This window comes from Micromonospora orduensis (assembly GCF_006228125.1).
GTDB lineage: Bacteria > Actinomycetota > Actinomycetes > Mycobacteriales > Micromonosporaceae > Micromonospora > Micromonospora orduensis.
Map to the genome: position 1 here is coordinate 1 of NZ_VDFY01000119.1, position 25,508 is coordinate 25,508.

The window sequence follows — 25,508 nt, forward strand, 5'->3', positions numbered from 1 at the left end:
ATCACGGCGTAGCCGGCCCGGGCCAGTGCCCCGCCCACCTGCTCGGCGAGTCGGCACTCGGCGGTGTCCGGGCCGCTGCGCGCGGAGCCGAAGACACTGACCGCCGGCGGCAGGTCGGCGAGGGTATCGAAACCCTCGACGAACTCGGAGAGGATACGCAGGGCCCGCCAGGCGTCCCTGGTCTTCCAGTCGCCGCGTCCACGCGAATCCAGCAGTCGCTGGTCGGCAGTGCTGCTCGGGATCGCCCCTCGACGCAGCGTCACCGCGCCCCGGTGCCGCTCCTTCGCTGGACCGCGGCTGGCCTCCCGCCCGTTGCTGTCGCTCATGGAGCAACCGTAGTGCTCCACCTGGCGATTGCTGGGTCGGGTCGCGGACGCCGAGAAATAAGTCCCGATCAAGGGCAACTATTCGGCTCGCTCGTACGTCTTACTATTCACATACCGGGTATGCCCCGGCGCGCGCCTTCGGGGGAGGAGACAGCGTGATCAGCAACAGCGAGATGATCCGGATCCGTCGCCAGATGCAGCGACGGATCCGAGATGTGGTGGCCGAACGCCGCCGCACCCGCCAGCAGGACCCGATCCCCCTGCTCGCCCCTCCCCCACCCGGAGCCGATCAAGAGGTTTGCGTCGCCGACAACGGGCCCGGCTGACGCAAACCTCTTGATCACCGGCGCGGGCGGCCCGGAGGCGCCGCCCGGTCAGGCTGGGGCCAGCCAGCGGTGCAGGGTTGCCGCGCCGTCGCGGATCTTGCTGATCTCCACGTGCTCGTCCGGGTGGTGCGCCAGGTTGGGGTCGCCCGGGCCGAAGTTCAACGCGGGGATGCCCATGGCCGCGAAGCGGGCCACGTCCGTCCAGCCGAGCTTGCCGATCGGTGCCGCGCCGACCGCCGCCAGGAACTCCTTCGCCGGGGCCGCCTCCAGCCCGGGCCGGGCGCCGGCGGCCGTGTCGGTGACCGTCACCTCGAAACCGGCGAACACCTCGCGCAGGTGCGCCTCCGCCTCGGCCGGCGAGCGGTCCGGGGCGAACCGGTAGTTGACCTCGACCTCGCAGTGGTCGGGGACCACGTTGCCGGCCACGCCACCGTTGATCCGCACCGCGTTCATGCCCTCGCGGTAGTCGCAGCCGTCGATGGTGACCCGACGGGCCTCGTACGTCTGGAGGCGCCGCAGCACCTCACCCGCCGCGTGGATGGCGTTCACGCCGTGCCAGGAGCGCGCCGAGTGGGCCCGCACCCCGGCCGTCGTGACCACCGAGCGCATGGTGCCCTGGCAACCCGCCTCGACGATGCCGTACGTCGGCTCCAGCAGCACCGCGAAGTCCGCCTCCAGCCACTCCGGGAACGCCTGGGCGACCAGGTTCAGCCCGTTGTACCGCGACTCGATCTCCTCCGCCTCGTAGAAGAAGTACGTCACGTCGTACCGGGGCTCGGGCAGGGTCACCGCCAGATGCAGCGCGTACGCGGTGCCGGACTTCATGTCCGAGGTGCCGCAGCCGTACATCAGGTCGCCGCGCATGGTCGACGGGAAGTTGTTGTTAAGCGGAACCGTGTCGAGGTGCCCGGCCAGCACGACGCGCTGCGACCGACCGAGGTCGGTACGCGCCATCACCGTGTTGCCGTGCCGGTGGGTGCTCAGGTGCGGTACACCGCGCAGGACCTCCTCGACACAGTCGGCGATCGCCTTCTCGTTGAGGGACACGGACTCTATGTCGACGAGAGCGCGGGTCAGCGCCACCGGATCGGCGAGGACCTCGGGGGTCAGCGGGTTCTCCATGGTTCGCACGGTACCTTCAGGTCTGTCAGCGCGAGGAGCGAGCCGAGGTCAGCCCGGCCGTGACCGAGAGGTGTAACAGTGACGTCCGCAGATTCCGCCTGGGGCATCGGCCTGGCCACCGTCACCGCCGACGGGCAGGTGCTCGACACCTGGTATCCGACCGGCAAGCTGGGCCTGGGTGAGCTGCCGCTGGTCGCCGGCGAGGGCGAGTCGGACGTGCTGGACCTGCCGCCGGGCGCGCTGGGCGACCGGTCGCTGCCCGGTCTGCGTACCGTCCAGGTGGTCACCGTGATCGGCTCGCTGGACGACCCGATCAAGGACGCCCCCGACGCGTACCTCCGGTTGCACCTGCTCTCGCACCGCCTGGTGCGGCCCAACCAGCTCAACCTGGACGGCATCTTCGGCAAGCTCGCCAACGTGGCCTGGACGTCCGCCGGGCCGTGCCCGCCGGAGCGGGTGGACGAGCTGCGGGTGATCGAGCGGGCCGCCGGCCGCCACCTGGCGGTGTACGGGGTGGACAAGTTCCCCCGGATGACCGACTACGTGGTGCCCTCCGGTGTGCGGATCGCCGACGCGGACCGGGTGCGCCTCGGCGCCCACCTGGCCGCCGGCACGACGGTGATGCAGGAGGGCTTCGTGAACTTCAACGCCGGCACGATCGGCACCTCGATGGTCGAGGGACGGATCGTGCAGGGCGTGCTGGTCGGCGACGGCTCCGACATCGGCGGTGGGGCCTCCATCATGGGCACCCTCTCCGGCGGCGGCACCGACAAGATCAGCATCGGCGAGCGGAGCCTGGTCGGCGCGAACGCCGGCGTCGGGATCTCGCTCGGCGACGACTGCGTGGTGGAGGCCGGCTGCTACATCACGGCCGCGTCGAAGGTCACCCTCCCGGACGGCCGGGTCGTCAAGGCCCGGGAGCTGTCCGGCGTCGACGGCCTGCTGTTCTGGCGCAACTCGGTGACGGGCGCGCTGGAGGCGAAGCCGCGTACCGGCCGGGGCATCGAACTGAACGCCGCCCTGCACGCCAACGACTGACGTCCCCGCCGGGTCCGCGGCGCTCGGCCGCGGACCCGGACGGGGTACGCCTCAGCGCAACCGGTACGCCTGGATGATCCGCTGTGTCACCGTGTTGCCGGCGGCGTCCCGTGCGGTGGCCCGCAGCGACGCGTAGCCGGCGCCCGAGGGATGCCGGACGGTGGCCGTCCAGCCGTGCCCACCGTGCCGGACCCGGGCGGGTTGCCAGCTGCGGCCGCCGTCGTAGGAGACGTCCACGGTCAGCCCGGTCAGGCGCGACCCGGGGGCGCCGGGCTGTCGCTGCACCTGCACCGGGATGACCAGACTCCGGCCGGCCGGGGCCGTGTTGTCCCGGTCGAGCGGTGGCGTGAACCGGATCGCCGACACCGGCAGCCGCCGGTAGTCCTCGCCGGGTACGTGCCCGGACCGGAACGTCCACGCCGCGTCGACCTCGGTGCCGAGGTCGGTGAAGCTCCGCTTCGACGACACCTCCAGCCGGTAGTTCGCGGCACCGGGCGGCACCGTGAACTGGCCGTACCCCGGGTCGGTCAGCTCGTCGACCAGGACGCCGTCGCGGTAGAGGGCGGTCCGGGCCGCGTCCGAGATCGACCCGCCGGCGTGGCCGTCGGCGTCACCGTGCAGCGAAACGTCCACCACGATGTCGTCACCGAGGCGGGTGACGCCCTGCCCCGGCCAGCGCGGCGTCGGGAACGACGGCCCGTACGGCGCGCTGTTCCAGCTCTCCCGCGTGTGCCGGCCGGCCCGGTACGCCTTCGGTTCGGCGACCAGCACCGCCTTCGTGTCGAGCCATCCCTCCTCGGTGGGCACGCCGAACGTCAGCTCCGAGGACCAGCGCAGCCCACGGGTGTTGTAGTGCTCGACCCGCTTCCCCGGCACCGCCGTGGGCAGGACGACCGCCCAGCCACCCAGGTCCGGTTCGAGGTGCGGGAAGACCACCCGCTCGGCGGACAGCCCGGGGTAGCCACCCCGGAACTCGTGGGTGACGGTGGCCAGGTCCCGAGCGCGGTAGGTCCTGTCGAAGCCGGTCGGCATCCGGCCGGGGATCTTCTCACTGAGCGCGTACAGGTAGGGGCTGTCGGCCACCTCCGGCTTGCGCCACTGGCTGCTCACCGTGGCGACGAACCGTTCACCGGAGACCGCCCGACCGAGATGCCCGGTGGCCAGCCCGGTGAAGTCGAACCCGAGCAGACCGAATCCGTACGAGCCGCCGTCCTCGGTGAGGAAGATGGCGCTGATGTCCACCAGGTCCGGGACGGCCGTGCGCTCCGGGATGGTCGTCCGCACCGGCCGTGCCTTTCGGGCGTCGACGGTGACGGTGGTGTCGGCGGTCACCGCCAGCTCGGGCTGAGCCAGTTGGGCGGCGCCGTCGTCCCCGCTGAACACGATGCTGGCAAGCCCGTAGCGGCCCTTCGGCACGCGGAGCTCGTCGGTGCCGTCCGGGTCGTACAGGTTGTAGCTCTCCAGGGTGTCGAGCCGGATCAGCGAGGTGATGTGGTCGGAGGCGGCGGCGCCGGTGGCGTCGAGGTGCCGGACGGTGAGCTGGTAGCTCTCCACCTCACGGTTCACCGCGACCGGGGTGACCGCCACGGCCGCACCCCAGCGGGCCACGACGCGGCCGGTCCAGTAGCCGTCCGTCCCGAGGCGGGTGTCCACGGTGACCGTGGTGCCGGCGGTGCCGCCCGGTGGCACGGTGACCTGGCCCGCGCCCAGGGCGAACATGCCGGCCGGTGCCGGCTGGCCGTCCGGGCCGGTCACGTCGAGGCTGAGGTCCAGGGTGAGCGGGTCCGGGCCGTCGTTACGCCAGTCGACCTTCCGGGTGATCGGCGTGTCGTCGTCGTGCGGCCAGGTGGGTCGACCGAAGGAGACGCTGACCGGGTCGCTTGTCACCCGCTGGGTGATCGCCCGGGCCACGTCGACCCGGCCGGCACCCTGCTGGAAGGCGGTCTGCTCCGGGTGCGGCTTCGCCGACGCCATCAGGGTCGCCTTGAGCTGCGTCGCCGTCCAGCCGCTGTGCTGCTGGGCGAGCAGCGCCACCGCGCCGGTGACGTGCGGCGCGGCCATCGAGGTGCCGGAGAGCGCGACGTACCCGTCCCCCACCGGCGTACCGATCCCCGTGCCGTCGGCACGGGCGGCCACGATCTCCACCCCGGGCGCGGTGATGTCCGGCTTCAGCCCGCCGTCGCCAACCCGGGGGCCCCGGCTGGAGAAGTCGGCCAGGGCATCGTCACGGTCCACCGCGCCCACCGTGAGCGCCGCGTCGGCGCTGCCCGGCGAGCCGACCGAGCCGTCGGTGCCGTCGTTGCCGGCGGAGAGGACGAAGAGCGCGCCGGTCTGCGCGGTCAGTGACTCGACGGCCGCCTCCAGCGGGTCGACGTCCGGCGTGTCACCGCCACCCAGGCTCATGTTGATCACATCGGCGTGCTGGTCGGCGGCCGCCCACTGCATGCCGGCGAGGATCGCCGACTCCATGCAGCCGCCCTCCTCGCAGACCTTGCCGTTGAGCAGCGTGGCGTCCGGGGCGACACCGTGGTACTTGCCGCCGGAGGCCGCGCCGCTGCCCGCGATGATCGAGGCGACGTGCGTGCCGTGGCCGACCGTGTCACCGGCGTCGGCGGCCTCGGTGAAGTTGTGCGCCTCGGCGACCCGGCCGGTCAGGTCGGGGTGACCGGCGTCGATGCCGGTGTCCAGCACCGCGACGCGTACGCCCTGACCGGTGAAGCCGGCCTGGTAGGCGGCCGGGGCGCCGATCTGCGGCACGCTGTGGTCCAGGGTGAGCTGTCGGCGGCCGTCGAGCCAGATCCGGTCGGCGCCCCCCGCCGTGCCGACCCGGGCGCCGGCGCCGGTGAGCGCCGCCCAGACGTTTGTGGCCTGCCGCTTGTCGGCAGTGGCGGCGACCCCGCCGATGGCCGGAAGTTGGGTGGTGACGGTCAACCCGGCCGGTGTCGCGGCCCGCTGCCGCGCGCCCGCGTTACCGGCGACCAGCACCGGCAGGTCGCCCCGACGGGCGTCGTCGTAGCCGGCGTCGATCAGCCCGGTCACATCGAACAGCCGCCGGTCGACGCGGCCGTCGCGCACCAGGGGCAGGGCGTCCTGCGGCAGCACGGTGAGGTGGCCACGGTCGCGGGTGGTGAGGAACCGCAGACGGGTACGGCCCGGGCCGGGGCGGATCGCGGCGGACCCGGACGGGGTGACGGTGACCCGGTCTCCGGTGAGCAGGGTGACGGTGGTCGTGGTCGTGGTCGTGGACGCGCCGCGCGGAGCGGTGGCGTCCGTGGTGGTGCTGGCTGACGGGCTGGCCGCGGCTATCGCCGGTGTGCCGAGCACGAGGGCTACGACGGCGGTGGCGGCGGTCATTCTGCTGCGTCGACGCAACGGATCCTCCTTGGTGGAGCGTTGAAATCAGAAGAGACGCATTGACCGCCGCCAGTATTACATACCGGGTATGCAAAGAAGACGGCCAAAATATGACGGACCTGCCAACTCACGGCGGGCCGCCCGGCATCATCGACCGGGTGACCTCCATGAAGGACAAGATGCTCGCCGGTGAGCCCTACCTCGCCGACGATCCCGAGATCATCGCCGACCAGGACCGGGCCGCCCGGCTGATGGAACGCTTCAACACCAGCCCGGCAGCCGATCCACGGGCTCGACTCGCCGCGCTGCGCGACCTCCTCGGCGAGGTGGGCGAGGACGCCTGGATCCGCCCGCCGTTCTACTGCGACTACGGCTGGCAGATCCGGATCGGCCCGCGCAGCTTCGTCAACTACAACGCCGTCTTCCTCGACGTCGCCCGGATCACCCTCGGCGCGGACGTCCAGGTCGGCCCGAACGTCCAGCTGCTCACCCCGACGCACCCGGTGGAACCCGCACCTCGACGCGACAAGTGGGAGGCCGCCAAACCGATCACGATCGGTGACAATGTGTGGCTGGGCGGCGGCGCGATCGTGCTGGCGGGAGTGACGATCGGCGCGAACACAGTCGTCGGCGCCGGAGCGGTGGTCACCCGCGACCTACCCGCGAACGTGATCGCGGTCGGCAACCCGGCCCGACCGGTCCGCGAGCTCGACCAGTAGGAGGACAGCATGGGCACCATCCACATCGACCTGTTCGCCACGCTCGACCTGGTCGCCCAGGCACCGGGCGGTCCACAGGAGGACCCGGAGGGCTTCCCGTTCGGGGGGTGGCAGGCGCCCCTGTTCGACGAGACGGGCGGCCAACAGGTCGAACAGGGCATGCGGGGCATGGACGCGCTGCTCCTGGGCCGCAGGACGTACGACATCTTCGCCGGATACTGGCCGCACCAGGGCGATGGCGTCGACGGCGGGATAGCCGCCCTGTTCAACAGCATTCCAAAGTACGTCGCGTCGCGCGGCAACCCGGACCTGGACTGGGCTGGCTCCACCCACCTCGGGCCCGACCTGGTGAGCTCCGTAGCCGCCCTGCGGGACAGGCACGAGCACATCCACGTGATCGGCAGCCTGAACCTGGTGCAGACCCTCCTGCACGAGCGCCTCTTCGACCGGCTCAACCTGTGGATCTTTCCCATCCTGCTCGGCGTCGGCAAGAAGGTGTTCGACGGCGGCGCGGTGCCGAGCAACCTGACACTCCTCGAACCACCCGCCACCTCGGGCAAGGGTGCGGTGCTCCTGCGGTACGGGCTCGCCGAGGGAACGCCCACCACCGGGGACATGAGTCGCGAGGGCCGGGGCGTCACGGAGTGAAACCGCAACGTCGGCCGGGTCAGGACGCCAGCGGCTCGGAGAGGCGGAGCAGCAGGTCGGCCCGGTCGGCGGTGGGGGTGATCAGGGCGGCGTTCGACTCGTCGCTGCCCAACGCCCAGGCCCGCGCCTGCTCCGGTGACCGCCCGAACGCCTCGTGCCGGGCCGTCAGCCGCCGCTGACGCACCTCGGCGTCCAGGTCGAGGAACCACGCCTCGTGCAACAGCGGCCGGATCTCCTGCCAGGGGAAGTCCGGCAGCAGCAGGTAGTTGCCCTCGGTCACCACCAGCCGGACCGACGGCGGCACCTCGATCGCCCCGGCCACCGGATCCTCCAGCTCCCGCCGGAACTCCGGCGCGTACACCGAGGTCGGCTCCAGGCGGCGCAGCCGGCGCAGCAGCGACACGTACCCGTTGGCGTCGAAGGTGTCCACAGCGCCCTTGCGGTCCGCGCGGCCCAGCCGGACCAGCTGCGACTGTGCCAGGTGGAAGCCGTCCATCGGCACCAGCCGGGCGGCCGGCCCCACCTCGGCCACGATCAGCTCGGCGAGGGTGGACTTCCCGGCACCCGGCGCGCCGGCGATGCCGAGCAGTTGTCGCGGACCGGCCTCGGCCAGCGCCAACGCCCGCGCCACCACCTCGTCGACGGACAGCACCTGGGCCGGCGGCATCAGCCCAGGACCGGGGTGCTGATGGTGAAGCGCGCCTGCACCGCCGCCTGCACGGTCTGCGGCTGCGGGTCCAACTCCAGCTCCGGTGGCGCGTCACCCCCGGCGAACGCCGCGCGGGCGAACATCGGCCGATCGGCCGGGCCGGCGTCGGCCAGCTCGATCAGCGCGGTGACCTCGGCGCCGAGCGCCTCGGCGTACTCCCGGGCGCGCAGCAGGGCGTCGCCGATCGCGGCGTGCCGTGCCTCGCGGTGCGCGGGGCTGTCCGGACGCAGCTCCCACCACGGACCGGCCACCTCGACCTGATCCTGGTCGGCCAGCCGGAGCATCAGCTCGCCGAGCGCGGTGAAGTCGGTGACGGTGACGGTGGTGGTGACGCTGCCGTGCCAGGCGACCACCCGCTCCCCCGAGCGCCGGGTCTCCGGGCGCACCCGCAGGTCGCCGGTCTCCCGCCGAACCACCACCGGCCCGGCGCCCTCCAGCAGCACCCGCACGGCGGCGGCCCGCTCGGCCAGTCGGGTCAAGGTGACCTCCCGGTCCCGATCCCGAGCCGTCGCGGTGACCGCGAAGCGCGCCAGCTCGGGCGGCACCTCCCGGTACGCCTCGCCGCGCACCTGTACCACCGGGCCGTCCACTGCCATGCCCTCAGCCTAGTCAGCCGCCGGGCGTCGCGCCGTGTAGGAGACGGTGTCGGCACCGACGCGCAAGCCGGTCAGGTGACCGCCGGCCACCCCCAACTCGTACAGCCAGGACACCTCTGCGACGTGGTCACCGTCGAGGGGGAACCGCCGATCGTACGCGTCGAACCGGCGGTCGCGCAGCGCCAGGCGGGAGGCCCGCGCCTCGTCGTACCGCGCCGTGAGCGCCGGCGCGTCACCGGCGTGCAGCGCGACGGCCAGGTCGTCCAGGAACGAGGTGACCTCGGCCAGCTCCCGCAACACCCGCTGCCGGTTGCCGAGCAGCATGTTGGCGGTCCGTTCGGCCGGAGTCCCGGCGACCCGGGTGCCGTCGGAGAAGCTGCCCGCGGCGAGCGCGAGTATCGCGTCGCGCAGCGGTGCGCGCTGCACGGCGCCGGCCAGCGCGCCGGCGAGCAGGTGCGGCACGTGTGAGGCGAGCGCGGCGGCCGAGTCGTGCTCTGCCGGGGACATCGGCACCACCCGGGCCTCGAAGAGGTCCACCAGCAGCCCGGCCAGCCAGCGGAACGCGGCAGTGGCCGGGCCGGGCGCGGGACAGAGCACCCAGGCGGCGCCGGTCAGCAGATCCGGCCCCGCGGCCGTCAGGCCCGCCCGGTCGGTGCCTGCCATCGGGTGCCCGGGCACGAACCGGTCCGTCAGGCCGCGCGTGGCGGCGAACGCCGCCACCTCCTCCTTGGTGCTGCCGACGTCGGTCAGCACGCAACGATCGCCGGTCATCGCCGCCACCTCGACAAGCGTCGCCGGCAGGGTGGGCAACGGCCCGCACAGGAACACCACGTCCCGGTCGGCCACCGCCTCGACCAGCAGATCCGGAACGGGTACGCCCATCCGGCGGGCCCGTCGCCGGGTGTCCTCGTCCGGATCCCACCCGGTCACGTCGACGCCCGCGGCGTGCATCCGGAGCAGCACCGAGCCACCGATCAGGCCGGTGCCGACCACCGCCGCCCGTACCCGCGCACCGGGCCCGTCCACCATCCGCACACCTCGACGTTCCTGCTGGGGTGCGGGGCCGACACGGCCCCGACCAGGTCCGGCGCCGAGGATATCCCTCGGGGCAGGCCCGGACGCCGGTCAGTCCTCGGCGGCCATCGCGTCGTCGCGCCACGCGACGAACGGGATCACCGGGTTGCTGTTGATGTACTGCCAGGGCCAACTGGTCACCTGGTCGCCGATCACCTCGAACTGGCCGGCGGCGGAGCGCAGGTCCCCCACCTTGGAAAAGCCCATGGCAAAGGTGTTGTGCACGCTCGCCCAGCCCGGCCGGCGCCGGTAGTCGGCATGGCGTACCGAGTGGTCGGCCGCGGCGTTGATCTCCGCCCGCAGCGCGTCGTCGTCCAGGTACTCCTCGTCCTCGCCGACGGGCAGGTCCAGCCACTTCTCCAGGTGGGCGACGACGACCAGGTGCCCCAGTGGCGAGCCGGCCGGCGACTTCGCCACCGCCTCCCGGGCGAAGTCGAACATCTCCTCGTGGCTGCCGAACCACTTGTGGCAGCGGTACTGGAGCATCTGCTCGTGCGCGATCCGGTGCCACGGGTGCCGGACGACGACCTCGTCGAAGCGTCGGTTCGCCTCCTCCCGGTCCACCTGCCGCCCACGCGCCGAGGTGACGAGGAACGTGCGCGCGGTGGTGTCGCCCGGGTCGCGGTCAGCCACCTCGTCCAGGGAGTTCTCGGCCAACCGCAGCCGTCGCCAGAACTCCTTGAACTGATCCTGGCTCACCTGCGACGCCCGGGCGCTGCTGCGGGCCTCCCAGGCCCAGTAGACCGCGTGCGCCCCACGCACCAGCACCGGCAGCGTCGACCGGGGTTCCGCCTCGACCCACTCGCCGATCCAGTCCTGCAGGCCGTCGGTGTTGGCGAGCACCGAGACATAGAAGGCGTGGTCGTCCGGGTCGGTCACCGGGGTGAGGAGATCACGGATGGCGCCCCAGTCCCGCCGCTCGCTCGCCTCGCGCAACGCCCGCGCGGTCGGGTCACCCTCCGCCGGGTCCACGATCAACGTGGGAACGGCCACCTGCTTGCTGCCACGCCGGAACGGCCACATGCCGCGTTTCCTCTCACCCCGTTGAAGACCGGCAGATCGTAGATCTTGACAAGGCCGGTCCGGAAGGGGGTTGTCCACTTCTTGATCATCGTCGTACGGTCCGCTCCGCTGCCCGCCGTCTGGATGCGGGCTAACAGCGGGAGGAAATGAAATGTCCGCGACATACCGGGCCCTCGCCTCGGTGGTCATGTTGATCGGCTTCTACGTCGTCGCGCTCCTACAGCTCGCCGCCGTCGTCGCGCTCGGAGTCTGGCTGTACGGCCACACGAACGGGCTCGTCACCGGGAAGCTGCTGCTGCCCCTTGTCGTCGCGCTGGGCGCGGTCGCCGCCGGGCTGTGGCGCGCGATCCGTACGAAGAACGAGCCGGCGCCCGGCCTGGTCCTCACCGAGCGCGAGGCGCCGGCCCTGTGGGCAACCGTGCGGGAGCTGGCCACCGCGGTCGGCACCCGCGCCCCGGACGAGATCCGGCTGGTGCCCGAGGTGAACGCCGCAGTCGCCGAGCAGAGTCGGCTGCTCGGCCTGATCGGCGGGCGGCGCACCCTGTATGTCGGACTGCCGTTGCTCCAGGCGATGCGGATGGACCAGCTGCGTTCGGTGCTCGCCCACGAGCTGGGCCACTACTCCGGCAAGCACACCCGCCTCGGCGGCGTGGCGTACCGGGGTCGGCTGGCCATCGCGGAGACGCTGGACCGGATCAGCCCGCGCAACCCGATCGGCTGGGTCTTCAAGGGCTACTCGAAGCTCTACCTGATGGTGGACAACGCCGCGTCGCGGCGGCAGGAGTTGGAGGCCGACCGCTCCTCCGTGCTGCTGGCCGGGCACGACGCCGCAGCCTCCGCGCTGCGGACGCTGCCGGCGCTCGGCGCCGCCTGGGGCTTCTACATGCGCCGGTACGTCGAGCCGGGCTGGTCCGCCGGGCTGGCGCCCGACGACCTCTTCGGTGGCTTCGGCCAGCTGCTGCGGGCCCGCCGCGACGAGATGGCCGAGCTGCGGGAGAACGCCCCCGACCGGGAGCCGTCGCCGTGGGACACCCACCCACCGATCGGCGTCCGGGTCGCCGCGATGGCGGACCTGCCGGCGGGGACGGTCGCGTCGGACGAACGCCCGGCCGCGCTGCTGCTCGCCGACATCGACAGCGCCGGCAGGCAGTTGCAGGGCGTCGTGGTCGAGCACGGCAGCCGCCAGGTGCTGCCCTGGCCACAGTTCACCGCCTCGTCGGTGGCGGCCATGGTGCAGCAGCAGGCGGACGGCATCTACCGGGCCGCGGGGCGGTTCACCGGCGTCACCGGACCGGGCCTCACGACCGTGCTGGAGCTGGTCAGCTCCGGCCGGCTGGGCGAGTTCGCCGAGCAGTTCTTCGGCGACGCGACCCGCAAGGAGGCGGCTGCCCGGTTCGCCGGGCCGATGGAGACGCTGCTGGACAACGCGGCGGTCCGCTCCGGTCGGGCCCACTGGCAGCTCTCCTGGTCCGGCCCGGCCCGACTCGTCGGCCCGGACGGGCAACCGTGGGACCTCGCCGAGATCGCCAAGCTGGCCGTCGCGCCGCAGACCCTGGACGTGGCGCTGGCCCGCCTGGCCGAGCTGGGAGTCGATCCGTCCGGCGCGACGGTGGTGGAGGAGCGGGTCTCCGGGCGGGACGCCGACCTGATCGGGGCGCTGGCCAACATCAAGGTCGACGGTAGGGAGCACGACGTGCTCATCCTCGACCGAGGGCTGGTCCTGATCGCCGACCCCGGCAAGGCCAGCCAGGGCGAGAAGCGGCTGCGGGGGCTCGTCGACTCGGTGCCGATCGCGGAGCTGGCGACCGCGCACACGTTCCTGCCGTACGAGGAGGTCGCCTCCGTGGACGTCAAGCGGGAGGTGCCGCTGAAGGCGGAACTGACCCTGCACGACGGCCGGGTGGTCGCCATGCAGGAGCTGATGGCCAGCGAACTGCTGGAGAAGCAGAGCCGGAACACCCTGCTGCGGGTCTTCGCCCGGATCAGCGACTGACGCCGGCCGGGCGGTCGACCCCACGGGTCGGCCGCCCGGAGCGCGGTCAGACCTCGGCGAGGCGGGCCGCGACGGCGGCGACGTGTTCGTCGGACTCGGTAAGCGCAACCCGGACGTGGCGGCCGGCGGTGGGGCCGTAGAAGACGCCCGCGGCGACCAGGATGCCCCGTCGGGCCAGCCAGTCGACCGTCTCCCAGCAGTCCTCGTCACGGGTGAGCCAGAGGTAGAGACCGGCCTCCGAGTGCTCGACCGTGAACCCGGCGCCGGTGAACGCGGCCGTCAGCACCTCACGGCGGGCCCGGTAACGCTCCCGCTGCTCGTCGGCGTGTCGCTCGTCCCGCAGGGCGGCCACCATCGCCGCCTGCACCGGGGCGGGCACGATCATGCCGGCGTGCTTGCGGACCTTCAGCAGCTCGGCGACGAGCGCCGGGTCGCCGGCCACGAACCCGGCCCGGTAGCCGGCCAGGTTGGACCGCTTCGACAGCGAGTGCACGGCGAGCACGCCGTCGTACGTGCCGCCGCAGACCTGCGGGGACAGCACCGACACCGGGTCGGCCGACCAGCCGAGCGGCAGGTAGCACTCGTCGCTGGCGACCACCGCGCCGCGTTCCCGGGCCCAGTCGACGACCTTGCGCAGGTGCGCCGCGGGCAGCACCCGACCTGTCGGGTTGCCCGGCGAGTTGACCCAGACCAGGCGTACCCGGGAGGTCGGCCCGACCGCGGTGAGCGAGTCGGCGCGGACCACTGTTGCGCCGGCCAGCAGTGCCCCGTCCTCATACGTGGGGTACGCGACCGACGGCACGACGACCACGTCGCCGGGGCCGATGCCGAGCAGCGTCGGCAGCCAGGCGACCAGCTCCTTCGAGCCGATGGTCGGCAGCACACCGAGACCGTCGACGCCGGCGCCACAGGCACGGGCGACCCAGGCGGCGATCGCGTCGCGCAGCACCGGAGTGCCGGCGGTCAGCGGATAGCCGGGAGCGTCGGACGCGTCAGCCAGCGCCTGGCGGATCACCTCGGGCACCGGGTCGACAGGCGTACCCATGGAGAGGTTGATCAGGCCCTCCGGATGCGCCGCGGCCAGAGCGGCCGCGGCGTCCAGGGAGTCCCAGGTGAACTCGGGCAGCCGCGACGAGACCGGCGCGGACCGGGTCAGTGGCCCTCGCCGCGCGGCGGCTGCGCGGCGACGAAGGTCGCGTCCTTCTCCACCTTGCCGATCTTCGAGGCGCCCCCGGGCGAGCCCAGGTCCTCGAAGAACTCATAGTTGGCGCCGGTGTAGTCCTTCCACTGCTCGGGGACGTCGTCCTCGTAGAAGATCGCCTCCACCGGGCAGACGGGCTCACAGGCACCACAGTCGACGCACTCGTCGGGGTGGATGTAGAGCATCCGGTTGCCCTCGTAAATGCAGTCGACCGGGCACTCCTCGATGCATGCCTTGTCGAGCACATCCACGCACGGCTCGGCGATGATGTAGGTCACCGGTCTTCTCCTCCGCAAGACACGCCGCGATCACCCGCGACGGTAAGAGCCTAGTATCTCGCCGGGGAGGGGGTCGATCGTGCTCCGACAGCAGGATGTGGGACACCGAATCGTGGTCCGCCGGATTGTGGGGATTCGCGAAGGCCGCCCGCTGTTCTCCGACGCCCTCGGCGAGCTGGTGGAGCTGAGCGAGACTCATCTCACGTTGGCCACCGCGCAGGGTCCGCTGCGGGTTCCGGTGGCGCAGGTGCACCGGGCCAAACGGGTGCCGCCGACCCGCCGGCCGACCGCCGCCGCCGTGGTGGCGCTGGAACGCGCCGCCGACGAGGCCTGGCCGGCGCCCACCCGTGACCGCCTCGGCGACTGGCTGCTGAGATCGGCCGAGGGTTGGACCGGACGCGCCAACTCGGCGTTGCCGGTCGGCGATCCGGACCGCCCGCTGCCGGCCGCCGTGGACGCGGTCGAGCGCTGGTACGCCGAGCAGGGCCAGCCTGCGATGATCAACACACCGCTGCCACTCGCCGCGCCCGTCGGCGCCGAACTGGACGACCGGGGCTGGGGCAGCCGCCCGCCGACGCTGGTACAGACCGTGCCCCTGCCCCTGCCCGGGCCCACCGCCGCCAGCGTGGTCGTCGAACTGGCCACGGCGCCGAGCGAGGCGTGGCTGGCCGTCGCCGCCGGCCGCAAGGGTGGCCTCCCAGACGCCGCCCGGCACGTGCTCACCGCCGTGGAGCAGGTCCGCTTCGCCCACGTGTACGCCGACGGCACGCTCGTGGCGACCGGCCGTGGCACGGTGACCGGTGAGGGCCGCCGCTGGTTGGGCCTCAGCCTGATCGAGGTGGTGCCGGTAGCCCGCCGGCAGGGGCTGGCCCGACGGGTGATCCACGCGTTGGCCGACTGGGGCGTGTCCGCGGGCGCGACGCACGCCTTCCTTCAGGTGGAGCAGCGCAACACGGCTGCCGTCGCGCTCTACCGGGCGCTCGGCTTCACCACCCACCACACCTACCTGACCCGGGTCGCCCCGCACTGACCCGGCGCCACCGACGGCCGGTCAGCGGCGGACGACGCGGCGCGGCTTGGCGGCCTTGACCTCGGCGTACCGCTTGAGCTGCTGCGACCGGTAGTCACGGCCGAGCGCGGTGAGCACCAGGTACCCGATCAGGATTCCCGCGCCGGTGGCGAGCAGGTAGAGCCAGATCTGGGCGAAGAACGTGCCCGCGCCGGCGCCGAACGGGTTGTCGCCGACCAGCAGCGGCCCGACGAGAACGGTAAGCGCCATGGCGATCCCCACCACCACTGCCACGTCGGCCGACCAGGCGGACAGTGGCCGGCGGCTGCCCCAGCGGAAGGCGACAACGGCCAGGATCAGACCGATCACCACGAACATCGCCAGCGACACCCGGTCGGCGGCGGTGTCGTCACCGTCGAAGCCGAGTTTGATGATCAGCCGGGCGGCCACGTTTGCCGCGAACAACGCTCCTGTGAGCACTCCGACGTCACGCCACCGTCTGTCCATCGCACGACCTCCTGCCGTACGCCCCGTCGCGGGGCCGCATCCCTGGCAGGAATATCTACCACCCGCACCTGTGTGGCGTCATCAGCCGAGAAGGGTGGGCGGTGGGGTGAGGATCTGCCGGAAACCCATCACCGCGAAGGTCATCGCGCCGGCCACGATCATGGCCAGGCCGACCCAGTTGTCCCCGGCCAGCAGCAGGTCGCCCTCGGAGGTCCGGATGGCGGCCACCGCCATCAGGGCGAACCACGGCACGGCGGGCAGCGCCACCGCCCACCGCCGGCCCACCGCCTCGTGCGCGAACCAGCTCAGCACGATGTTGGCGCCGACGGCGAGCAGCACCGACACGCCGATCAGCTGACCGCCGACGCGGACCGTGGCGAGCAGCAGCTCCAGCACCCCGGTCAGCACACCGGCCACCACCACGACGACCGCACCGGCAACCCGCAGACCCAGGTCCAGCAGACGCGAAGGCGGCCCCGCCTCCGGCGGGGTGCCCTGGTCCTGCACGACCGACATCGGCGCGGCGGGCAGAGTCACCGGAGACCGGCTGCCGCGACCGGGCGGCGGTCGGCGGCGGAGTCGTCGGGAAGCCCGGCGAACAGATCGTCCTCCCAGCCGTACGGGCCGGAGCCCGGACCCTTCGCACCGACCGCGAGGGTGAAGAACTCCACGCCCATGAACTCGCCGCCGAAGTTGCCGGCAATCGAGTAGAGCCAGGAGGTGGCTGGGATCTGCGTGGCGTGCGCCCGCATCGCGGCCTCCTTCGCGGTGTGCTGGTCGGTGCCGTCGATCCGGGCGGCGATCTGGGCGTCCGGGGTGCCGAAGGGCAGCTCGGCGAGGTCCCGGATGCCGGCGAACGGGTTGTCCGAGGATTCGGCGAAGTGCTCCACGCCGGCCTCCAGCACGCTGAGCGGCATGGCCGTCCAGTAGACCTTGGCCGGGGCGCAGCCCTCGACGGCGGCCAGTTCGACCGCGCGCATCGCCACCCGGTGCGCCTGGATGTGGTCGGGGTGGCCGTAGAAGCCGTTCGGGTCGTACGTGACAAGCACCTGCGGGCGTACCTCCCGCATGATCTCCACGAGGTGCCCGGCGGCCTCGTCGAGGTCGGCCTGCCAGAAGGCGCGGGGGTGCTCGTTGGTGGCGAGCCCCATCATCCCCGAGTCGCGGTAGCGGCCCGCGCCACCGAGGAAGCGGTGGTCGGTGACGCCGAGCGCCGCGCAGGCGGCGGCCAGCTCGCCGATCCGGTACCCGCCGAGCTGGTCCGCCTCGGCGGCGGCGAGCTGGGCCAACGCCGGTACGTGGATCTCGCCCTCCTCGCCGAGGGTGCAGGTCACAAGCGTCACGTGCGCGCCGGCGGCGGCGTAGTGGGCCATCGTCGAGCCGGTGCCGATGGACTCGTCGTCCGGGTGCGCGTGGACCAGCAGCAGGCGGCGGTCGGGCAGCGTCGTCACGACGGTCACTCTAACCGGCGGTTCGGTCCGGCCGGCGCTGACGCGTCCGCCCAGGTCGGCCACATCACCCTCGCCACCGCTCTACGATTTGGCCTGTGGACTTCCCGGAGCTGGCCGCCCGTACCCGCCGGTTCACCCACGGTGCGCCACGCGCCGTCGCCGTGGCCGAGGACGGCTCCCGGGTGATCTTCTTGCGCTCCGCCGGTCCCGAGGACCCGGCGGACGCGCTGTGGCAGCTGCACGTGGCCACCGGCGAGGAGCATCTGGTGGCGGACCCGGCGACCCTGCTGGACGGGGGCGGCGACCCCCGCGCGCTCTCCCCCGGCGAACGCGCGTTGCGCGAGCGGCTGCGGCTCAACGCCGGCGGCATCGGGTCGTACGCGCTTGACGCCGCCGGCCGGGTGGCGGTGTTCGCGCTGGCCGGGCGGCTCTTCCGGGCCGACCTGGTGCACGGCGACGTGGTGGAGGTGGCCGCCGTCGGCCCGGTGCTCGACCCCCGTCCGGACCCGACCGGGCAACGACTGGCGTACGTGACCGACGCGGCCGAGGGTGTCCGTCGGGGCGAGCTGCGGGTGATCGAGGCCGACGGCACCGACACCCTGCTGGCCGGTGAGGACGCCGGGGTGAGCTGGGGCCTGGCCGAGCACATCGCGGCGGAGGAGTTCGGCAGGTACCGGGGCTACTGGTGGGCGCCGGACGGCCGGATGGTGCTCGCCGCCCGCGTCGACGAGTCCCGGCTGGAACGGTGGCACCTGCACGACCCGGCCGACCCGGCGAGCCCTCCGACCGCCGTGGCGTACCCCCGGGCGGGCGGGCCGAACGCGGAGGTCAGCCTGCACCTGCTGGACCTGGACGACGGCTGGGTCGACGTGCACTGGGACCGGGAGACGTACCCGTACCTGACCGGGGTGAGCTGGGGCGAGGGCAGCCCGCTGATCACCGTGCTGCGCCGGTCGCAGCAGCACGGGCTGGTGCTCGCCGTGGATCCGCGCACCGGTGAGACGCAGGTGCACGCCGAGCTGGCCGATCCGCGGTGGGTCGAGCCGATCGCCGGCACCCCGGCGCACCTGCCGGACGGTCGGGTGCTGGTCGGCGGGGAGCTGGCCCACGACGGGTACGACGCGCGGTGCCTGTTCGCCGACGGCACACTGCTCACTCCGCCATCGCTGTACGTACGGCGGGTGGTCGGTCGGCTGCCGGCCGGTACGGGCCCGGCGGACCTGCTGGTCGAGGCGAGCGACGGCGAGCCGAGCGAGCGGCACCTGTTCCGGGTGCGGACCACGATCGGCGGCGGGGTGGACGCCCGCCGGATCACCACCGACTCGGGCTGGCACACCGCCGCCGTGGGCGGGGACGTGCTGGTCATCGGGGTCGCCTCGCTGGACCACGCCGGCGTGCGGTGGACTGTGCGGCGCGGCGACCAGGAGGTGGCCGAGCTGCGGTCGCTGGCGGCGACCCCTCCGTACTCTCCGCTGCCGCTGTTGGAGCGGGTCACCGACCGGCGGTTGCCGGCGGCGGTGCTGTACCCGGACAACCACGTCACGGGCCGGCGGCTGCCGGTGCTGCTGGACATCTACGGCGGGCCGGGGCACCAGGAGGTGGTGACCGCCCGCGCGGCCTGGCTGGAGCGGCAGTGGTGGGCCGACGCCGGGTTCGCGGTAGTCACGATCGACAACCGGGGTACGCCGGGAGTGGCTCCGTCGTTCGAGAAGGCGATCCATCGGCGGGTCGCCGACGTGATCCTGACCGACCAGATCGACGCGCTGACCGCCCTCGCCGGCAAGCACCCCGACCTGGACCTGGACCGGGTGGGGGTGCGCGGCTGGTCGTTCGGCGGGTGGCTGGCCGGGTTGGCGGTGCTGCGTCACCCGGAGCTGTTCAAGTGCGGCATCGCCGGCGCTCCGGTGACCGACTGGGCGCTGTACGACACCGCGTACACCGAGCGTTATCTCGGCCTGCCGGAGGACGGCATGGACGTGTACGCGCACCACTCGCTGATCGAGCTGGCCGCCGAACCGGTCACCGGCCCGGATCAGGCCCGCCCGCTGCTGCTGGTGCACGGCATGGCCGACGACAACGTGGTGGCCGCGCACACGCTGCGGCTCTCGGCGGCGCTGCTGAGCACCGGCCGCCCGCACGCCGTCCTGCCGCTGACCGGGGCCACCCACATGGCCGCGAACGGCACCGCCGAACGTCTGCTCCCCCTGGAACTGGACTTCCTGCGTACCCACCTGCGGTGAACCGTCGTGTTCACAGCACCCCGAGGTTGATGGCGAGTTGGGTGATAGTGGCGGGGGCATCCCGATCGCGGGCGACCTGGGCGACCACGTCCCGGGCGGCTGGTCGGTGGCGGATCTCGGCGGGGGCGGTGCTGTCGGCCTGCACCAGGACCCGAGCTGCGTTGGCGGGGTCGTTCGTCTGGAGGTAGGCGCGCGCCGCGTCGATCAGGTGCGCGGCGCGGTGTTCGACCGGCAGCCACCGCCACCCTTCCCGCCCGATCGCCTCCTCGTGCCGGACGACTGCCTGCGGCCCCTCGCCCAGCTCTACGGCGGCGGTGATTCGCGCCAGCTCGACGGCGGTCGGCCCGAACGCCGTCCGGTGATGGTCGTGCCCGTCGCCCACCTGGACTGCCAACTCGGCGGCCTCGTCCAGCAGGTCACCGACCGCCCGGTCGTTACCCGCCCGGGCCGCGATCAACGCTGCCTGCACCAGCAGCGACCCGCACAGCGACAGCTCTTGCGGCGTGCCAGCGCCAGGGTCAGGCGGGGCGACCTGGTACGCGGCGGCGAGCAGCACCGACTTCGCCCGCGCCGACGCCCGCAGCACCTGACCGAGCTGCACCGCCGCGCAGGCCAGCAACACCCGATCACCGGTCGCCGCCGACATCGCCCGATCGGCGGCCAACCATGCGAGGCTGCCCTCGTCGAGCTTGACCAGCAGCGCCGCCGTCACCCGGTACGCCTGCACCACCGCCACCCGACCCACCGCCGGGTCGTGCGCGTGAGCGCGGTGAACCTCGGTCAGCAACGCCGGCAACAGGTCGACCAGAAGCGGGTACCTCGCATGCTGGTAGGTCGTCCACGCGTGCCGCACCTCGCGGGCCAACCGGCCGGCCGGCGTCACCTCCCGGCCCGTCGGGCGACCAAAAGCCATCGGGTACGTCGACAGCGCCGCTCGGATCCGCGCGACCCCGTCGCCGAGCTCGGCCACCTCGACGGGCTGGACGTCACGGCCGAGCAGCGTCGCCGCATCGACCCGCAGCACCGCCGCCACTTCTCGGATCGTGGACATCCGCTCCAGGGAGCGGACACCGCGCTCGACCTTGTCCACCCAGCTCTTCGACTTCCCCAACCGATCGGCGAACGACTGCTGCGACATCCTGCGCAGCACCCGCAGGTAGGCGACCCGGCGTCCGATCGGCACCGGTTCACCGCCCACGACGCCACCGCCGATCCGGCACCGCCCGAGTCGTCTCCTGCACCGGCGTTCGCTCCGCCTCGGCTTGCGCGAGTATCCGCTGATGCGCGGCCTCCCGTTCGGCCGCGTCGATCTGCTCACCCCGGCTGACTGGCTCATCCTCAGAATTGGGCATCATCACCTCCGTTGCTGGGGCGCACCGGCAGGCCCAGCCGTCGCCTACTGTCCACAATGACGCTGATCTGTCACCGGGCGCGACGGCACAGGATGTGACATCTCGGGCACATTAGAGGCGACATTAAGACGACACATAGCTATGGTGGCGGACATGAATACCCCGAACACCGCTCTACGCGCGGTCCGTACCGGGATGCGCATGAGCCAGGACGACTTCGCACGGGCGCTCCAGGCCGCCGGCCGCCGCGTCGGCGAACCTAACGACGCCAACAAGAGACTCGTCCAGCGCTGGGAGTCCGGCGCGATCGCCGCACCGCGCCCCGTGTACGCGCGCGCCCTGGAGGTCGTCACCGGCCTGCCGGTCTCACTGCTCGGCTTCGCCGCCGTACCCGACGGTCACGTCGTCGACGACCAGGACGGTGGTCACGACCTGACGTCGCCGATGTCCGGCCTGGCGACGCCGACACCGAAGCCGCTCGCGGTGCACGGGTCGTACGAGGGCGTATGGCTCAGCCGCTACCAGTACCACTCCAGCGGCCGGGGAGAGTCGTTCGCCGGGCAGCACTTCGTGGTCGTTCTCCAGCACGGTGACCGGCTGACGGTGCGCAGCCTGCCCGGCTCGGCGGCCTCGTCGCTGTCGCTGGATCTCACCGTGGACGGTGCCGTCGTCACCGGCACCTGGGTGGAGCAGACCGATCACGCCGGCTACTACCGGGGAGCCCGGTACCACGGCGCGATCCAGCTACTGGTGGAGCCCACCGGTCGACGAATGGCTGGAAAATGGGTGGGGTTCGGCAAGGACATGGACGTCAACACCGGCCCGTGGGAGCTGACCTTCCGGGATGCTTCCACGTCAAAGGCAACGCTCGACCGGTACAACAGGTCGCCGGAATAGGGCCCTTCGCCACCTCGTTCGCGAGCCGCCGGCCCGGACCTGCCACGGTCCGGGCCAAGGCCAACGTCACACCGCCGCTAGCATCGTCGGCATGGCGACGCGGCTTGTTCAAATCAACATGAAGGCTCGGGATGACTCCGCGCTGGGCGGTTTCTGGGCGCAGGTGCTCGGCTGGGGGCTCTCCAGCGAGGGGCCGGGAGTGACCAACCTCGAACCCGAGGGCTTCGTCTACCCCGACCCCGTCGCCGTCTGCATCGACCTCGTCTCCTCCCCGGAGCCCAAGACCGTCAAGAACCGCGTGCACGTCGACCTCGCCACCACCTCGGCGGCTCAGCACGCGGAACTGGTCGCGCGCCTGAAGGATCTCGGCGCGACCCCCGCCGACGTGGGCCAGGGCGACGTTCCGTGGACGGTCATGGCCGACCCGGAGGGCAACGAGTTCTGCGTGCTGGACTGGCACGATCCGGTCCGGGACACCGGTCCGATCGCCACGGTGGTGGTCGACTGCGCGGATCCGCGAGCCATGGCCCGTTTCTGGGGCGAGGCCACGGACTGGACCGTGCACAAGGTGACCGACCAGAACGCGGTGCTGCGCTCCGCCAAGGATGTCGGCCCGTATCTGCAGTTCCTCCGCACACCCGATGTGAAGACCGTGTGGAATCGCGTCCACCTCGATCTGCGCCCCTACCCGGGCGACGACTTGAAGGCGGAGGCGGCCAGGCTGGAGTCTCTCGGCGCCACAGTCGTCGACCTGGGCGGCGATGTCCCGTGGATGGTTCTCGCCGACCCGGAGGGCAATGAGTTCTGCCTCCTGACCCCGGCCTGACCTGAACTCTCACGTCACGCCGGCTCGATGGGCAGCCACAGTTCGCAGGTCGCGCTGCTGAAGTCGTCCGCGCGTTCGAGGATGGCGACCATCGAGGGGCCCGGCCGCAGTCGCCACGGGTTGGAGGGGAACCACTCGCTCGCGGTCGCCGCCCAGGTATCTTGCAGCGCCTGCGGATGGGGTCCGGAGGTGCGGAAGACCGCCCACTGGCCGGCCGGCACCTCGATGGCGTCCAGGTCGTCGGGGACCGGCGTGTCCCGGGACGCCGCGACCCCGTGCAGGTAGGTCAGCTCGCTGCCCTCGGTGGCCTCGGCGTCGACGTCGTCGCTGACCTGGAGCAGCCCGCCGGGTTCGGTGTCACTGAGCGCCTTGAGCCGGAGATGCTCCTGTGGTGGCAGGCCGGTGATGTGCTGCTGGATGTGCGGGTTGATGCCCCGGTGGATGAGCGGGACCCGGGCCGCGTGTCCGACGAGCCGGAACGCGGGGCGGTCGACGATGCGGGTGTGCATGGGGGTGCTCCCTTCGACGGTCAGGCGGAACCTGAGCTGCGGTTGTGTGCGAAGGGGCCCTCCGTCGCGGCGTACGTCACCGGGGCTGGCGCCGTGGACGGCCCGGAACGCACGGCCGAACGCCTCGGTCGAGCCGTACCCGTGCCGGACGGCGATGCTGAGCAGATCGTCCTCACCCCGAACGACGTCGGCGGCGGCGGCGGTCATGCGGCGTCGGCGCACGTACTCGGACAGCGGCATCCCGGCCAACGACGAGAACATCCGGCGCAGGTGGTATTCGGTGGTGCCGAGTGCCCTGGCCACCCCGTTGACGTCGAACTCCTCGGTGAGGTGCTCTTCGAGCTGGTCGACAAGCTGGTTGAGTGCCGCGATCACGAGGCCTCCCTTCGACGTCAAGCCTGGCCGAAGGACCCTGCCCCGCACCCGACCGTAGCGGTCCGATCCGATCAGGTCCCCGGGCTCCCGAACGACGACAGGGGTCCCCTCCCGACGGCGTTGTCGGGAGGGGACCCCTGTCTGTCTGCGGTGTGCCTTACGGCTTGACGTGCGCGTTGACGAACGACGGGTAGCCGAAGACGCTGGAGATGAAGATCCCGCCGGCCTTGGACCCGTGCACGTTGTAGGCCACGTCGACGTAGAGCGGCACCACCGGCGCGTGCTCCTTCATGATCCGCTCGTCGAGCTTGGCCCACTCCGGGCCCTGCTCGGCCGGGGCCAGCGCCAGGATGCGATCCATCTCGGCGTTGATGGCCGGGTCGTTGAAGTAGGACTGGTTGCTGTTGCCCTCGGCCTTGATGGTGCGACCGTCGTAGAGCACCGGCAGGATCGAGGCCCCGCTCGGCCAGTCCGCCGCCCAGTTACCGATGTACAGGTCCCAGGGGTTGTCCTTCTTCTTGATCTCGTCGAGCTTCGCGTCGTCCGAGATGTTCCGCAGCGTGATCTTGAAGCCGGCACGCTCCAGGTTGGCCTTGAGCTGGGCGCCCTGCTGCTGCTCGGTGGAGTTGTCGGCGACACCGAGGACCAGCTCCGGCGTCTGCCCGCCGAGCAGTTCCTTGGCCTTGGCGACGTCACCGTTCGCCCCGGCCGGGTACGCCTCGTACGCCTTGTAGCCGATGGTGGCCGGCGGCATCAGCGTGGTCAGCGGCGCGGCGACGGTCTGTCCGCCGAGCGCCTTGATCATGCCTTCGCGGTCGATGGCGTAGTTGAGCGCCTGGCGGACCTTCAGGTCCTTGACCCGCTGGTTGTTGATGACGAGCTGGTTGGCGCTGGGGGTCGGGGAGAGGATGCTGCGGGACTTGAGCGAGGCGTCCCCGGCCACCCGGGCCACCAGCGAGGCGGGCACGGCGTTGAAGGCGAGCGCACTCTGGTCGGCGCCGTTGTCGGCGATCACCCGGTTGTTGGCGGCGTCCGCGGTCGGGCCGAAGGTCCACACGAACTGGTCCGGGTACTGGTGCCGGACCGGGTCGGTGTTCGGGTCCCAGTTGGGGTTGCGCTCCAGGGTGATCTGCACGCCGACCTGGTTCTTGGCGACCTTGTACGGCCCGGACGAGAACGGCTGCTTGTCCAGGTCGACACCGGTGTCCTTGTCCGCGGGCAGCGGCGCGGTGGTCGGCAGCGAGACCGCGAACGGCAGGTCACAGCGGGGCTTGGCGAACTCGAAGCGCAGCGTCTTCGCGTCCGGCGTGGAGAGGCCGGGCGGCAGCGACGTCTTGTTCTTCTTGAAGTCCCACTTGGTGTCGAACTGCGCGGTGTCGGCCAGCCACTCCTGGATGTAGGTCGGGCCACCGGTGAGGTCCGGGTCGAAGGACCGGGCGATGCCGTACGCGATCTCCTTGGAGGTGATCGGCCGACCGTCCTCGAACTTCACCCCGTCCTTGACAGTGAATTCCCAGACCTTGCAGTCGTTGTTGACGTTCTTGCCCGGCGTCTCGGCCAGGTCGCCCACCAGGACCAGGCCACCCTTGCCGTCGTCCTTCCAGGTGGTCAGGTAGCGGGCGAAGAGCGGGCTGGCCATCAGACCGGCGAACGAGTACGTCCGCTGCGGGTCCAGGTGGGAGATCGGCGACTCCCGGATGATGGTGAAGGTGCCGCCCTTCGCTGCGCCGCTCACCTCGGCCGCCGGCCCCTGCGAGTCCTTGGGGTCGGTCGCGATGACCCCGGTCTGCTGCCGTTCGGTGTCCACCGTGGTGCCCTCGCCCGTGTTCTTCGAGCACGCACCCAATGCCACCACCAGAGCGATCGCGCCGCCTGCGGCAACCGCCACGCGTGGTCTCATGAACTACCCCCTTCACCCATGTACCGTGCGGTTTC

At 72.1% G+C, this 25,508-nt stretch carries 23 protein-coding genes and 1 pseudogene; 9 read left to right on the top strand and 15 right to left on the bottom strand.

Features of this window, described 5'->3' with window-relative positions:
* Positions 1–326: pseudogene (locus tag FHG89_RS09065) on the bottom strand (TIGR00730 family Rossman fold protein); the annotation flags it as partial.
* A 155-nt stretch (positions 327–481) separates the two neighbouring features.
* On the opposite strand from FHG89_RS09065, the gene FHG89_RS32860 reads away from it, so the two are divergent.
* Complete coding sequence (locus FHG89_RS32860; protein ID WP_167517367.1) at positions 482–652, top strand: hypothetical protein; 171 nt, start codon at positions 482–484, stop codon at positions 650–652.
* Positions 653–700: 48 nt separating this feature from the next.
* Here the strand turns inward: FHG89_RS32860 and dapE are convergent, their stop codons facing one another.
* Complete coding sequence (gene dapE / locus FHG89_RS09070) at positions 701–1,774, bottom strand: succinyl-diaminopimelate desuccinylase (protein WP_139583923.1); 1,074 nt, start codon at positions 1,772–1,774, stop codon at positions 701–703.
* A gap of 78 nt (positions 1,775–1,852) precedes the next feature.
* On the opposite strand from dapE, the gene dapD reads away from it, so the two are divergent.
* The gene (dapD, locus tag FHG89_RS09075; RefSeq protein ID WP_139583924.1) at positions 1,853–2,812 is read left to right on the top strand and encodes a 2,3,4,5-tetrahydropyridine-2,6-dicarboxylate N-succinyltransferase; all 960 of its coding nucleotides are present in this window, start codon (positions 1,853–1,855) and stop codon (positions 2,810–2,812) included.
* A gap of 51 nt (positions 2,813–2,863) precedes the next feature.
* Here dapD and FHG89_RS09080 read toward each other — a convergent pair whose 3' ends face one another.
* The gene (locus FHG89_RS09080; protein WP_139583950.1) at positions 2,864–6,166 is read right to left on the bottom strand and encodes a S8 family serine peptidase; all 3,303 of its coding nucleotides are present in this window, start codon (positions 6,164–6,166) and stop codon (positions 2,864–2,866) included.
* Positions 6,167–6,324: 158 nt separating this feature from the next.
* Here FHG89_RS09080 and FHG89_RS09085 point away from each other — a divergent pair, with 158 nt between their 5' ends.
* Positions 6,325–6,885, top strand: a complete 561-nt coding sequence (locus FHG89_RS09085) for a sugar O-acetyltransferase (protein WP_139583951.1) — start codon at positions 6,325–6,327, stop codon at positions 6,883–6,885.
* Positions 6,886–6,894: 9 nt separating this feature from the next.
* Positions 6,895–7,533, top strand: a complete 639-nt coding sequence (locus FHG89_RS09090) for a dihydrofolate reductase family protein (protein WP_139583925.1) — start codon at positions 6,895–6,897, stop codon at positions 7,531–7,533.
* A gap of 19 nt (positions 7,534–7,552) precedes the next feature.
* Here the strand turns inward: FHG89_RS09090 and FHG89_RS09095 are convergent, their stop codons facing one another.
* The 4 genes from FHG89_RS09095 to FHG89_RS09110 all read right to left on the bottom strand — a co-directional run bounded on the left by FHG89_RS09095 (position 7,553) and on the right by FHG89_RS09110 (position 10,935).
* A complete protein-coding gene (locus FHG89_RS09095; RefSeq protein WP_139583926.1) occupies positions 7,553–8,200 on the bottom strand; it encodes a nucleoside/nucleotide kinase family protein in 648 nt (215 codons plus the stop codon).
* On the bottom strand, positions 8,200–8,838 hold the full coding sequence (locus tag FHG89_RS09100) for an SIMPL domain-containing protein (RefSeq protein ID WP_139583927.1): 639 nt from the start codon (positions 8,836–8,838) through the stop codon (positions 8,200–8,202). The genes FHG89_RS09095 and FHG89_RS09100 overlap by 1 nt, the downstream gene beginning before the upstream one ends.
* Positions 8,839–8,847: 9 nt before the next feature.
* Positions 8,848–9,867, bottom strand: a complete 1,020-nt coding sequence (locus FHG89_RS09105) for a prephenate dehydrogenase (protein ID WP_139583928.1) — start codon at positions 9,865–9,867, stop codon at positions 8,848–8,850.
* A 96-nt stretch (positions 9,868–9,963) separates the two neighbouring features.
* Entirely contained in the window at positions 9,964–10,935 is a 972-nt protein-coding gene (locus tag FHG89_RS09110) for a DUF4034 domain-containing protein (protein ID WP_167517368.1), read from the bottom strand.
* A gap of 151 nt (positions 10,936–11,086) precedes the next feature.
* Between FHG89_RS09110 and FHG89_RS09115 the strand changes: the two genes are divergently transcribed.
* Positions 11,087–12,928 carry a M48 family metallopeptidase gene (locus FHG89_RS09115; RefSeq protein ID WP_139583930.1) on the top strand — a complete coding sequence of 614 codons (1,842 nt, stop codon included), beginning with the start codon at positions 11,087–11,089 and terminating at the stop codon, positions 12,926–12,928.
* Between the two features lie 46 nt (positions 12,929–12,974).
* Here FHG89_RS09115 and dapC read toward each other — a convergent pair whose 3' ends face one another.
* Positions 12,975–14,084, bottom strand: coding sequence for a succinyldiaminopimelate transaminase (gene dapC, locus FHG89_RS09120; RefSeq protein WP_139583931.1), 1,110 nt, complete (start codon positions 14,082–14,084; stop codon positions 12,975–12,977).
* Entirely contained in the window at positions 14,081–14,407 is a 327-nt protein-coding gene (fdxA, locus tag FHG89_RS09125; protein ID WP_007464872.1) for a ferredoxin, read from the bottom strand. The genes dapC and fdxA overlap by 4 nt, the downstream gene beginning before the upstream one ends.
* Positions 14,408–14,486: 79 nt before the next feature.
* Here fdxA and FHG89_RS09130 point away from each other — a divergent pair, with 79 nt between their 5' ends.
* Positions 14,487–15,437: a GNAT family N-acetyltransferase gene (locus tag FHG89_RS09130; protein WP_139583932.1), complete on the top strand. Its 951-nt coding sequence runs from the start codon at positions 14,487–14,489 to the stop codon at positions 15,435–15,437.
* A gap of 21 nt (positions 15,438–15,458) precedes the next feature.
* Here the strand turns inward: FHG89_RS09130 and FHG89_RS09135 are convergent, their stop codons facing one another.
* The 3 genes from FHG89_RS09135 to mshB all read right to left on the bottom strand — a co-directional run bounded on the left by FHG89_RS09135 (position 15,459) and on the right by mshB (position 17,383).
* On the bottom strand, positions 15,459–15,923 hold the full coding sequence (locus FHG89_RS09135) for a hypothetical protein (RefSeq protein WP_139583933.1): 465 nt from the start codon (positions 15,921–15,923) through the stop codon (positions 15,459–15,461).
* 81 nt (positions 15,924–16,004) lie between these two features.
* Positions 16,005–16,439, bottom strand: coding sequence for a hypothetical protein (locus tag FHG89_RS09140; protein WP_139583952.1), 435 nt, complete (start codon positions 16,437–16,439; stop codon positions 16,005–16,007).
* 17 nt (positions 16,440–16,456) lie between these two features.
* Entirely contained in the window at positions 16,457–17,383 is a 927-nt protein-coding gene (mshB, locus tag FHG89_RS09145; RefSeq protein WP_139583934.1) for an N-acetyl-1-D-myo-inositol-2-amino-2-deoxy-alpha-D-glucopyranoside deacetylase, read from the bottom strand.
* Positions 17,384–17,469: 86 nt separating this feature from the next.
* On the opposite strand from mshB, the gene FHG89_RS09150 reads away from it, so the two are divergent.
* Positions 17,470–19,614, top strand: coding sequence for a S9 family peptidase (locus tag FHG89_RS09150; protein ID WP_139583935.1), 2,145 nt, complete (start codon positions 17,470–17,472; stop codon positions 19,612–19,614).
* A 10-nt stretch (positions 19,615–19,624) separates the two neighbouring features.
* Here FHG89_RS09150 and FHG89_RS09155 read toward each other — a convergent pair whose 3' ends face one another.
* A complete protein-coding gene (locus tag FHG89_RS09155; protein ID WP_139583936.1) occupies positions 19,625–20,797 on the bottom strand; it encodes a helix-turn-helix domain-containing protein in 1,173 nt (390 codons plus the stop codon).
* Positions 20,798–21,107: 310 nt separating this feature from the next.
* Here FHG89_RS09155 and FHG89_RS09160 point away from each other — a divergent pair, with 310 nt between their 5' ends.
* Together FHG89_RS09160 and FHG89_RS09165 are read left to right on the top strand one after the other, a co-directional pair.
* Positions 21,108–21,863, top strand: coding sequence for a helix-turn-helix domain-containing protein (locus FHG89_RS09160; RefSeq protein WP_139583937.1), 756 nt, complete (start codon positions 21,108–21,110; stop codon positions 21,861–21,863).
* Between the two features lie 91 nt (positions 21,864–21,954).
* The gene (locus tag FHG89_RS09165) at positions 21,955–22,689 is read left to right on the top strand and encodes a VOC family protein (protein WP_139583938.1); all 735 of its coding nucleotides are present in this window, start codon (positions 21,955–21,957) and stop codon (positions 22,687–22,689) included.
* Between the two features lie 14 nt (positions 22,690–22,703).
* On the opposite strand, the gene FHG89_RS09170 is transcribed toward FHG89_RS09165, so the two are convergent.
* Together FHG89_RS09170 and FHG89_RS09175 are read right to left on the bottom strand one after the other, a co-directional pair.
* Positions 22,704–23,573, bottom strand: a complete 870-nt coding sequence (locus tag FHG89_RS09170; protein ID WP_139583939.1) for an AraC family transcriptional regulator — start codon at positions 23,571–23,573, stop codon at positions 22,704–22,706.
* A gap of 157 nt (positions 23,574–23,730) precedes the next feature.
* Positions 23,731–25,473: an ABC transporter substrate-binding protein gene (locus FHG89_RS09175; protein WP_139583940.1), complete on the bottom strand. Its 1,743-nt coding sequence runs from the start codon at positions 25,471–25,473 to the stop codon at positions 23,731–23,733.
* Between the last annotated feature and the right edge of the window lie 35 nt (positions 25,474–25,508).